Genomic DNA, 10,281 nt, shown 5'->3' with positions numbered 1-10,281 from the left:
TCGCCACGAACAGCGCCACAAGCCCCGTCACGCCAAGGCCGAGCATCATGAAGTTGTAGACCCGCAGCATGTGCTTGCGCAGGCCCTCGTCGAACGCCGCACGGTCCACGCCCGCGGCGCCGGCGCCCCAACGACTCTGGTTGGAGGGGTGGTTGGGATATTGATCGAACATGCGCGCCTCTTTCTGTCGTGGATGACGTGGCGTCTTCAGAACCAGGACGTCTGCGTGGTGTTCGCCAAGTCGAGCAGCTGGTCGCCCGGGATGCTCGCGCACAGCGCGTACACATGGGTCCCCTGCTGCCAGTAGACGACCGACAGGCCCTGGACCTCGGCCACCGTCGGCGCGGTGACGGCGAATTCCTTGCCCTCGGCGGCGAAGAGCGTCACCCGCTCGAAATCGTGCGTCATGTAGACGACCTGCACCGCGCTGCCTTCATCCCAGGGGACGATGCGCGACGCCAAGGGCATCAGCTCGCCCGGAAAGCTCGGCAGGGGCAACTGCGCGCCGACCAAACGCGAGACGACTTGGCGCGAGACGACCTGGGCGAGGCGGGGTGCCTCCTCCGGAGCCAGCCCGTTGAAGGATGGGCCGGTGTCCATCGCCGCGCGGTGGGCCTCGACCGCTTCGTCGGCGAACACCGGAATGGGATGCGCCGCGGCAACCGGATCAACCAGGGTATGGGCCGTCCAGCCGACACCGATCAGGATGAGCGCCGCCGCGGCTCTGCGGAGCTTCAGGAACCGGCGGACGGCCGGGCGGCGGAGGATGGGCGGACATTCCGTGTTGAGGGGCGCGGTCGCCGCCGCTTCCGGCGCGGCACCGCTGTCCGGCTCGGTCATGAGGTAGAGGCGGAGCTTGTCGCGTTGCCGGAGATCCTGCATGACGCGGCTTGCCAGAGCTGGATTCCCCTGAAGATAGGCCTCAACCTCGATGCGCCGCTCGGGAGGAAGCTCATCGTCCACGAAGGCAAGCAGGTCGTCTTCGGTCACGGGCGTCGCCATGGATCACCTTACCAGTCGCAAATGTGGAGCGGGCGCGTCCTGGTCGGCCGCCGCACGCAACGCCGCGCGCCCGCGGCTGAGCCGGGACATCAGCGTGCCCAGCGGAATGCCGAGGCACTCGGCGGCACTCCGGTAGCTCATCCCTTCGACCGCGACGAGCATCAGCACCTCACGCTGCTCCTCGGGGAGCGTCATCAGCGCCGCCACCGTCTCGCCGAGGGACACCCGATCGGTCTGGTTGGGCGCCTGCGCCCGGACGGTCTGGGCCGCAATGGTCGCCTCGGCGGCGCTTTCCGTGTGCTTGCGGCGGCAGCGGGAGGCATGGGTGTTGTGCACAATGGCCAGCAACCATTTCCGCAGGTCATTGCCGTCCTGCCAGGTGTGCGCACCTTCCAACGCACGCAGGGCCGCCTCCTGCACCAGATCTTCGGCGCGCTCGGAATTGCGCGTCAACACCAGCGCGTAACGACGCAGCACCCCGAGGTGGCGAGAGATGTCCATGCTCCCCAACAGGTCAGTTTCGACCGCTGCATACCAACACCCCCCGGCCTTTCATCCCGCCGGCCCGGAATATTTTTTGCCGGTCGGTGCGATGTGAAAAAATTTGGTAGGTCGCCGGAATAAAAAGACTGAGCCAGGAGTATGCTGGATTTTTCAAAGAAAAATATCGATACTTCTGTAGTAATTTTCTGATTTTCAACAACAGGTGCCAATAAAATCATTGGCGATTCGCCGGGCCGCAGCCATATGCCCGCGCTGACGCCGCTCTCGTTGTATGAGAGCTCGGCGTCTCAAAGGTAATTATTGAGGTGAATGCCATGACTTGTGCCAAGCGCATCCTGATCGCCGGCCTGTTCGCCCTTGGTTTGGCGGCCTGTGGGGAACAGAACAGCGGAAGCCAGTCGTCTCCTCCCGCGGCGCAACCGTCCACCACGCCGGGACAAACCCAGTCGACGCAGTAACAGCGACGGAACGGGCGCCTCCCACCCAGCGTGGCCGGGCGCCCGTTTGCCGCCACGGCATGGCCGGCATCGGGATCGCCGGAAACCGCCGCACGGTGCGCCCTTGCGGTTTCCGGCATCCGACCTTGCACCAAGGGTGACGGGCTACGCGGAGTTCGGACCGAGGCCCCGGTTATTCATCGGTCATGGCGGAAGGATCGAGCCGGGGAACGACCAGCACCTTGTCGATCCGGCGGCCGTCCATGTCCACGACCTCCACCCGGACGCCGTTCCATTCGAACGCTTCGCCGGCCACCGGAACGTGGCCCAGGTGATGGAGCACCAGACCGGCAACCGTGTGGAAGTCGCCGGTGCCGCGCACCCCGCGCAGCCCGACGGTGTCCTCGAACTCGTCCACCGGCATCCAGCCCTCCACCAGCCAGGACCCGTCCTCCCGACGCACCGCCGCGGTTTCCATGGCCTCGCCGGCTTCCGGAAGATCGCCGGCAATGGTTTCCAGAATGTCGGTCAGGGTGACGATGCCCTCGATGCTGCCATACTCGTCGACGACCACCGCCAGATGGTGGCCGGAGGTTTTCATCAGCTCCAGCAGCTTCAGGATCGGTGTGCCGTCATGCACGACCAGGGGCCGGGCAGCCTGGGTCTCCAGGTCGAACGGCCGCCCCTCGACGAGGGCGTCGACCAGATCGCGGGTGTGGATGACACCGACCAGCTCGTCGAGTTCACCGCGGCATACCGGGTAGCGGGAATGCCCCCCGGCGCGGATCGCCGCCAGCTGTTCGGCCTGCGTCTTGCCCAGATCGAGCCATGCGACGTCGGGGCGCGGGATCATGATGGTGCGCACCGTCCGATCGGCCAGCCGCAACACGCCGTCGATCATCTCCTTTTCGGCCGGAGCGAACACGCCGGCCTGCGTGCCTTCGGAGATCATCGAACGGACCTCCTCCTCGGTGACCGACTCTTCCCGCGCCCCCTGCAGGCCGAGCAGGCGCAGCAGCAGGTCGGTCGACGCCCCGAGCAGCCAGACGAAGGGAGCGGCGACGCGCGACAGCAGGCGCATCGGCGGGGCGATGAGCGAGGCCACCCGTTCCGGGCTCTTCAGCGCGATCCGCTTGGGAATCAGCTCGCCCAGGACGATCGACAGATAGGTGATGACGACCAGCACGCCGCCGACGCCGAGGAGTTCGCCCCGTCCGGCCAGGGCGGGAAAACTGTCGAGCCATTGGCCGAGCCGGTCGCCCAGTGTCGCGCCGCCATAGGCGCCGGCGACGACGCCGACCAGCGTGATGCCGATCTGCACCGTGCTGAGGAAGCGGCTCGGGTCATCGATCAGCCGCAGCGCCATCCGGGCGCCGCCGTTGCCCTGATCGGCCATGCTCTGCAGCCGGGCCTTCCGCGACGACACGACGGCCAGTTCGGACATGGCGAAGACGCCGTTCAACAGGGTCAGCGCGACGATGATGGCGATTTCAAAAGACAGCATGACGGACGATTCCAGGCGTGAGGAGAGACGGCGGGCTCCAACGGCTCAGGAGCGGTTGGGCGGCTGACCACGGGCGTGAGCCGGGCGGGGCGAGGGGCACCCTGGCCTGGTTCCAGCACCGGCTCGACGCCCGGCTTGGCTGCCAGGGCCTGTCCGGCCACGGGTCTGCGTCTTGGGAATCGCCCGAATCGGGCTGCGGGGGAACGCCGCAGGACATCCGGTCGGGCCGGGTACCCTGCGGCCTACAAGGGCCGCTTGAAACGTTCATGGTGTCCCCGGCCGGTCACCGGGGGCGCTCCGTCTTTGTTGCACCTGCCGCGATCATGTGGTTTCGGCACGCCTTCGCGCAACCGTGAAGTCGGGGTGGTCGCCCGAAACCGTTGGTGGCAACCGTGAAGGACCGGGAGGCGCCTGCTCCGTTCCGCGTGCGGAAACCGTCAGATCCGGATCTGTCCCTCCACTGGCTTTTCCGCCGGCTTTTCCGCCGGTGCCGGCTGGGCGAAGCCGTCCAAAGCCCGCTTCAGCGCCTCCAGGCCGGCCGCCGTCGACCCTTTCGCCGATTCGACCGCCCCGGTGATCGCCATGCACAAATCCAGACGTTGCTGCGGATCCTGCCGGCTGGATTCGAGCAAGCGGCCGATGGCGCCGGTTCCGTCATCGGTGCCGGGCTGCGAAACCGTCGGATCGATGCCGAGCAGCGGCAGGATGTAGTCCCGTCCCTTCTCCTTGGCCAGGGCGACGGCACGGTCGCCGAACTTGCCGGCGGCCTGCAACCCCATGTCCCAACTGGTCAGGGCGGCGGAGACCGTCGGCGAGCACAGCGGCCCGGTTCCGGGCGCCGGATCAGCCGCCTGGTCGGCCGCCGCGGCGGGAGTGGCGACGAACAGGCCGACAGCGATGACGAAGGCGGCGGAGCGCGCGGTGATCGGCATGGATTCAGATGTCCCAAGTGGCGTCCGCCTATTTGGGGGCACGACCATCGCGCGTCCAGTCAGGTTTTGTGCGCCTTGCGGTGACGCCAGACCTCTGGAGGCGACCGGAGCATGGGACGGGAATTTTGTGCGTTGCAGCAGGCCATCTTGGAAACCGGAAGCGCGGGGCCACATGCGGGGCATGCGCAATCACGATCCCCCGCCGCCGGCCGTTTCCCTGCCCGAACGTCGCACGACCGTTCTCCGATCCGCTCTCCGTTTCCAGCGCCCCCCAACGACGCGAAACGCCCGAGGAGCGATCCGGCGCGTGGGGGTGGAAGTCGAGTTTCTGGGCATCAGCGCCCGGACCGCCGCCCAGGCGCTGGCGCGCGCGTTCGGCGGAACCTGCGTCGAGGAGGACCCGCACGCCTTCCATGTTCCGGACACCGCGATCGGGCGCCTGAGCGTCGAACTCGACGCGCGCCATGCCCACCCGCAGCGGGAGGCGGGCCTGCGCTTTCGCCTGAACCCGGCGGTGGCCGCCTGGCTCGGCATGGCTTTGGGTGGCGTCGTGCCGCGTGAACTGATCACCGCGCCGCTCCCGTTCGACGAGTTGCACCGCGTGGACGACGCCGTGCGTGCGCTGCGTGACGCGGGCGCCCGAGGCGCCGGGACGACATGGCTCGGGTCGCTGGGGCTGCATTTCAACATCGATCCGCCCAGCCTCGACGCCGACACGATCACCGCGGTGCTGAAGGCGTTTCTCTTGCAAAACGCCCAGCTGCGCCGCGAGACGACCGGTCCAGGCCTGACCCCGGCTTTTCTTCCCGCGTCCTACCCGGACGATTATGTCCGCCGCGTCGTCGCCCCGGACTACTGGCCGGACCTGCCGACCCTGGCCGAGGACTATCTTGCCGCCAACCCGACGCGGAACCGTGACCTCGATCTGCTGCCCTTGTTCCTGCACCTCTTCCCGGCCCGGGTGAGGGCGGCGCTTCCCCATGAGAAGATCGGAAGCCGGGCCGTCTTCCATTACCGCCTGCCGCAGGCCCATGTCAGCGATCCGGCATGGAGCCTCGCGGGCGCCTGGAACGGCTGGGCCGGCGTGGAAGCGCTGGCCGGCGACCGCGACGAACTCCTGCGGCATTGGCGATCCCTGCATGAACGGGCGGCCTGATGCCGGAGGAACCTCCCGGCGAGCCGGCCGGGGCTGGCGCCGATCATGGCGGAGACGCCGGCTGTGCGGCCTGGGCGTGATGTCAGCGAGGACGATGTGAGGCTTCTGCTGGTGGAGGATCATCAGGCCCTGTCGGAAATGGTCGCCGATCATCTGGAAAGGGTCGGCTTCGTGGTGGATTCCGTCGGTTCGGCCGAGGATGCGATCACGGCGCTCGGGATCATGCGATACGACGGCATCGTGCTCGACCTCGGCCTGCCCGGGGCGAGCGGCATGGCCGTCCTGGAGCATGTCCGGCAGAGGGCATCGCATGGGGTGCCGGTGCTGATCCTCACGGCCCGTGACGCTCTGGAAAGCCGTCTCGCGGGGCTGAACGCCGGGGCCGACGATTATCTGGTCAAGCCGTTCGACCTGAGGGAGCTTGAGGCGCGGCTGCGGGCCGTCCTCCGCCGACCGGGGCCACGCCGGACGGAGTCCTTCGAACTCGGCAACCTCACCTTCGACGTCTCGTCCTGGGACGCGCGGGTGGATGCGCGGTCCCTCGAACTCGGACGCAAGGAGTTCGCTCTGCTTGAGGAATTGATGCGGTCGGCGCCGCGCATCGTCATCAAGGACCAGCTCGAGGACAGGCTGTACGCCATCCATGAGGCCGTCACGCCGAACGCGATCGAAGCGATCGTCTCCCGCCTTCGCAAGAAGCTTCAGGCGGCGGGCGCCCGGGTCCAGATCGCGACGGTCCGCGGCGTCGGCTACAAGATGACGGTGGAGGCGCAGGCGCTTGCGGACGAATAGCCTGCGGTCCCGGCTGCTCCTGGTCATGGCGCTCGTCTTCGCGCTTGGGGCGGGCAACGTCGTGATCTACCTCCTCGACCTGGACGAGGACATCCGCGCGCATGTCCTGAAGGAGCAGGTCGACACCATTCTCGCCACGGTGACACCCGCCCCGGACGGTTCGAACCTCGGCGCGCTTCCCGTGCAGTTCTCCGCCTCGGACTGGCGCTACGCGCTCTACACGCGCTCTGGCGAACTCGTCGCGAGCGCGCCCGCGGGCACCGCACCGCTGCCGTTCCGGAATCCGGAGGCGCTTCCGGAAACCGCGCGCGCCGCCATCACGGCGCGCCTGATCGGCGGCGACCGCGTTCTCGTCGCGAGCCGCAACGATTGGGAGGACTGCGAGGAGCTGTGCCAGCTTTTCCGCGAACGCATGGCGGGGTCGTCCGTCGTCATCGCGATCCTCGCCGCCATCTCTCTGGTGTCGATCATCTTCCTGGCGCGCTGGATGCTGGGCTCGGTCCGCCGCGCGGCCGAACTCGCGTCGACCATCGGCGTCGCGCATCCCGACCGTCGCATTCCGCTCCGCGAGTTGCCGGAAGAGATCGTTCCGCTGGCGGTCTCCGCCAACCAGGCGCTGGACCGGCTGTCGTCGGCGTATGAAATCGAGCGGCGTTTCACCGCCGATGCGGCCCATGAGCTGAGAACGCCGCTCGCGGTGCTCGATCTGCGGCTGCAAAAGGCGCGTACGGAGCAAAGCCCCGACTGGAACGCCATTGCGCGGGACATGGAGCAGATGCGCCACCTGATCGACCAGCTCCTGGCCCTGGCCCGCGCCGACCAGGGCGGCGACCGGCCCCCCCACGAGCCGGAAGCCTGCGTCGGGCTCGCCAGGATCGTCCGGGAGGCGGTTGCCGACATGCTCCCGGCCTACGAGGCAACCTCACGCACGATCGACCTCGACATCGCCGAGGGGCTGGTCGTCGCGGACGCCAACCGGCAGCTTCGCCAAGCCCTGAGGAACCTTCTCGACAACGCCTTCCGCCACGGGCAGGGGCAGGTCTCGGTATGCCTCGCGAGTTGGGATGAACGCACGGCGGTCCTGCGCGTGTCCGACGAAGGGCCGGCGGTCCGCCGGGGCGACGGCGACGTGCTGTTCGAGCGCTTCCACAAGGGTGTGCAGAACTCACCGGGGTCCGGGCTCGGCTTGGCCATCGTCCGTCGCATCCTGCGCAACTTGGGTGGGGACGCCCGCATCGGGACCGGCCCCACCTTCGCCATCGAGCTGATCGTGCCGCTCGCCCAACCCGACACCGTCAGGGCGTGATCGCGCCGAACTGCAACAGCGCCAGCAGCACGATCCCCAACGCCGTTCTGTAGATCACGAACGGCATGAAGGACGCCCGCGACACGATTTTCAGGAACGCGACGATCACGATGTAGCCGACGAGGAAGGCGACGGCGGTCGCCACGATCGTGGGGGCAAGGGCGACGTGCTGCGGCTCCCCCCAGGATTTGGCAAGCTGATAGAAACCCGATCCGAACACCGCCGGAACGGCGAGGAGGAAGGAATAGCGCGCCGCCGCCTCCCGCGTGAAGCCCAGCATCAAGGCCGCCGTGATGGTGCCTCCCGACCGGGACACCCCGGGAATGAGGGCCATCGCCTGGGCGAAGCCGAGCAGAAGGCCGTCGCGCCACGAAAGCTCGGCGAGCGGCATGCGTCTGCGTCCGTACCGATCCGCGAGACCCAGGATGATGCCGAACACGATGAGCGTGGTGGCGACGATGTAGAGGCTTCGCAGGCTCGTTTCGATGGCTCCGCTGAACAGCAGGCCGAGGACGACGATGGGCACGCTGCCGAGCACGATGAGCCATCCGAGGCGCGCGTCCTCCGGGACGTGGCCGCCGATTCCCGATGTCTGGCGGATCATCGCCGTCGCGATCCTCATCAGGTCCTCCCGGAAATAGATGAGAACGGCCAGTTCCGTACCGATCTGCGTGATGGCGGTGAAGGCCGCGCCGGGATCGGCGCCGGACGGCAGGAACTCCCCCGCGATCCTGAGATGCGCGCTCGACGAGATCGGCAGGAACTCGGTCAGGCCCTGCAAGAGCCCAAGAACAGCCGCTTCCCATATCTGCATCGTCCCGTCTCCGTTTCTTCTTGGCGTCGTGTCGGGCGGCAGCCTGCCGTCGTGAGCTGACACGCACCTGATGCGGACCGACGATTCCGCGGCGCAAGGGGGAAGCCGTCAGGATCGTGTCAGCCGTCGCGGCTAGGACTGGTTGGGACGGTTGGAAGAGGTCCGCGACGGCGGTGCCGTCTCCCCGCTTCCCTGAAACGGCCGAAGGTGGATCACATCATGGATGCAGCCGTCGAGATGGTCATGCATTTCCTGGAACGCCATCATGACTGGGCCGGCCCGATCGTGGCGGTCCTGGCGTTCTGCGAATCGGTGGTCCTGGTCGGCCTCGCCGTGCCGGCGACGGCCCTCATGATCATGTTCGGCACGCTTCTGGGGCTGGGCATCATCGACCCGGTCCCGGTGGTTGCCGGAGCGGTCCTGGGAGCCATCGCGGGCGACGCCGTGTCCTACAGCCTGGGACGCTGGCTGGGGCCGACGGTGGTGTACCGGCGGCCCCTGTCCCGATACCGCGCGGAGGTGGCGAAATCGCGCCTGTTCTTCCGCCGCTACGGCTTCGCCGCGGTGTTCATCGGGCGGTTTCTCGGTCCCCTGCGCTCGATCGTCCCGCTCGTTGCGGGGATGATGAAAATGAACGGTCGCCGGTTCCAGTTCGCCAATGTCGCGTCCGCCGCCGTCTGGGCGCCCGCCATGCTCGCGCCGGGATGGCTGGCGTCGGCCGGCGTCGGCAGCATCGCCTCCGACACGGACGGCTTCGGCGGGCTCATGATGGCCGCCCTCGCCGGCAGCATCGCACTGACGGCCCTGATCGCCTGGTTCCTGGGGCCGCGGCGGCGACCGAGCCGCCGCTATCGGTAAGCCGCGCGACCCTGGATCGGCGGAGCCGTCTCACCCCGGCGTGACGCCGTTGAGCAGGTGATAGCTGCGGATCACCTGGCTGTCGTCCATCGCGCCCTCGCCGCGCCCGGAGGCCGAGAGGAACATCTGGTGGGCGACGGCGGCCAGCGGCAGGGCGGCCTTGGCGCCGCGCCCGGCCTCCAGGACGATGCCGAGGTCCTTGACGAAGATGTCCACCGCGCTGGTGATGCCCGGCTCGGCCTCCAGCATGCGCGGGCCGCGGTCCTTCAGCATCCAGCTCGACGCGGCGGAGCCGCTCATGATCTCCAGCAGGACCGCCAGATCGACGCCGGCCTTGGCGGCCAGCGAGAAGGCTTCCGCCACCACGGCGATGTGGACGCCGCACAGAAGCTGGTTGACGGTCTTCACCGTGGCTCCCTGCCCCGGCGCCCCGCCGACGTGGAAGACCTTGTCGCCCATCGCCGCCAGGACCGGGCGCACCCGCTCCAGCGTCGCCGCCGGGGCCGCCGCCATGATGGAGAGCGTTCCGGCCTCCGCCCCGACCGTCCCGCCCGACACCGGGGCGTCCACGAAGCGCCGCCCCGCCGCCTCGACCCGCGCGGCCAGAGCGGCGACGGCGTCCGGCGGACAGGTCGCCATCAGGATCACCGCGGCGCCGTCCGGCAGGCGGTCCAGCGCGCCCTGGGCGAACAGGACGGACTCGGCCTGGGCGGCGTTGACCACCATCAGGACCAGGGCGTCGGCCCCTTCGGCGGCGGCGGCGACGCTGTCCGCCCCCCGCCCGCCGCGGGCTTCCAGGGCGGCGACGCTCTCGCGCCGCACATCGAAGCCGCGCACCTCGAAACCGCGGGCCAGCAGGTTGCACGCCATCGGCATGCCCATGGAACCGAGGCCGATAAAGCCCACCGTCATCATGGCCGTATCACTTTCCTGAACGGAAGAAGGAGAGGAAGGCCCGGTCCACCCATCGGAAAAT

General features: G+C 68.4%; 9 protein-coding genes and 1 pseudogene. 4 read left to right on the top strand and 6 right to left on the bottom strand.

The window, feature by feature from the left end; all coding sequences use genetic code 11:
* Window positions 1–207: 207 nt before the first annotated feature.
* From ACFPMG_RS20475 to ACFPMG_RS20460, 4 genes are all read right to left on the bottom strand, one after another.
* Window positions 208–1,002: an anti-sigma factor family protein gene (locus tag ACFPMG_RS20475; RefSeq protein ID WP_376997005.1), complete on the bottom strand. Its 795-nt coding sequence runs from the start codon at window positions 1,000–1,002 to the stop codon at window positions 208–210.
* Between the two features lie 3 nt (window positions 1,003–1,005).
* On the bottom strand, window positions 1,006–1,503 hold the full coding sequence (locus ACFPMG_RS20470; RefSeq protein WP_376997003.1) for a sigma-70 family RNA polymerase sigma factor: 498 nt from the start codon (window positions 1,501–1,503) through the stop codon (window positions 1,006–1,008).
* 633 nt (window positions 1,504–2,136) lie between these two features.
* Window positions 2,137–3,447, bottom strand: a complete 1,311-nt coding sequence (locus ACFPMG_RS20465) for a hemolysin family protein (protein ID WP_376997001.1) — start codon at window positions 3,445–3,447, stop codon at window positions 2,137–2,139.
* A gap of 437 nt (window positions 3,448–3,884) precedes the next feature.
* A complete protein-coding gene (locus tag ACFPMG_RS20460; RefSeq protein ID WP_376996999.1) occupies window positions 3,885–4,379 on the bottom strand; it encodes a hypothetical protein in 495 nt (164 codons plus the stop codon).
* Window positions 4,380–4,686: 307 nt separating this feature from the next.
* On the opposite strand from ACFPMG_RS20460, the gene ACFPMG_RS20455 reads away from it, so the two are divergent.
* From ACFPMG_RS20455 to ACFPMG_RS20445, 3 genes are all read left to right on the top strand, one after another.
* Entirely contained in the window at window positions 4,687–5,535 is an 849-nt protein-coding gene (locus ACFPMG_RS20455; protein ID WP_376996997.1) for an amidoligase family protein, read from the top strand.
* A 96-nt stretch (window positions 5,536–5,631) separates the two neighbouring features.
* Entirely contained in the window at window positions 5,632–6,327 is a 696-nt protein-coding gene (locus tag ACFPMG_RS20450; protein ID WP_376996996.1) for a response regulator transcription factor, read from the top strand.
* Window positions 6,314–7,633, top strand: a complete 1,320-nt coding sequence (locus ACFPMG_RS20445) for a sensor histidine kinase (protein ID WP_376996994.1) — start codon at window positions 6,314–6,316, stop codon at window positions 7,631–7,633. The genes ACFPMG_RS20450 and ACFPMG_RS20445 overlap by 14 nt, the downstream gene beginning before the upstream one ends.
* Here ACFPMG_RS20445 and ACFPMG_RS20440 read toward each other — a convergent pair.
* A complete protein-coding gene (locus tag ACFPMG_RS20440) occupies window positions 7,623–8,447 on the bottom strand; it encodes an undecaprenyl-diphosphate phosphatase (protein WP_376997008.1) in 825 nt (274 codons plus the stop codon). The two genes, ACFPMG_RS20445 and ACFPMG_RS20440, sit on opposite strands and share 11 nt — an antisense overlap.
* Before the next feature lie 219 nt (window positions 8,448–8,666).
* Here ACFPMG_RS20440 and ACFPMG_RS20435 point away from each other — a divergent pair, with 219 nt between their 5' ends.
* Window positions 8,667–9,305, top strand: a complete 639-nt coding sequence (locus tag ACFPMG_RS20435; RefSeq protein WP_376996992.1) for a DedA family protein — start codon at window positions 8,667–8,669, stop codon at window positions 9,303–9,305.
* Window positions 9,306–9,335: 30 nt separating this feature from the next.
* Here the strand turns inward: ACFPMG_RS20435 and ACFPMG_RS20430 are convergent.
* Window positions 9,336–10,256 (bottom strand): annotated as a pseudogene (locus tag ACFPMG_RS20430) (NAD(P)-dependent oxidoreductase); the annotation flags it as partial.
* Window positions 10,257–10,281 lie beyond the last annotated feature (25 nt).

The sequence above is a fragment of the Azospirillum himalayense genome (genome assembly GCF_042657465.1).
Taxonomy (GTDB): Bacteria; Pseudomonadota; Alphaproteobacteria; order Azospirillales; family Azospirillaceae; genus Azospirillum; species Azospirillum himalayense.
Note: the sequence above shows the minus strand (reverse complement) of the source record. Positions and strands in the feature narration are given on the sequence as shown.

Excerpts from the sequence above, each read along its gene's own strand:
- ACFPMG_RS20440 (WP_376997008.1), bottom strand. The coding sequence starts at position 8,447 with ATGCAGATATGGGAAGCGGCTGTTCTTGGGCTCTTGCAGGGCCTGACC.
- ACFPMG_RS20465 (WP_376997001.1), bottom strand. The coding sequence starts at position 3,447 with ATGCTGTCTTTTGAAATCGCCATCATCGTCGCGCTGACCCTGTTGAAC.
- ACFPMG_RS20475 (WP_376997005.1), bottom strand. The coding sequence starts at position 1,002 with ATGGCGACGCCCGTGACCGAAGACGACCTGCTTGCCTTCGTGGACGAT.
- ACFPMG_RS20470 (WP_376997003.1), bottom strand. The coding sequence starts at position 1,503 with ATGGACATCTCTCGCCACCTCGGGGTGCTGCGTCGTTACGCGCTGGTG.
- ACFPMG_RS20435 (WP_376996992.1), top strand. The coding sequence starts at position 8,667 with ATGGATGCAGCCGTCGAGATGGTCATGCATTTCCTGGAACGCCATCAT.
- ACFPMG_RS20460 (WP_376996999.1), bottom strand. The coding sequence starts at position 4,379 with ATGCCGATCACCGCGCGCTCCGCCGCCTTCGTCATCGCTGTCGGCCTG.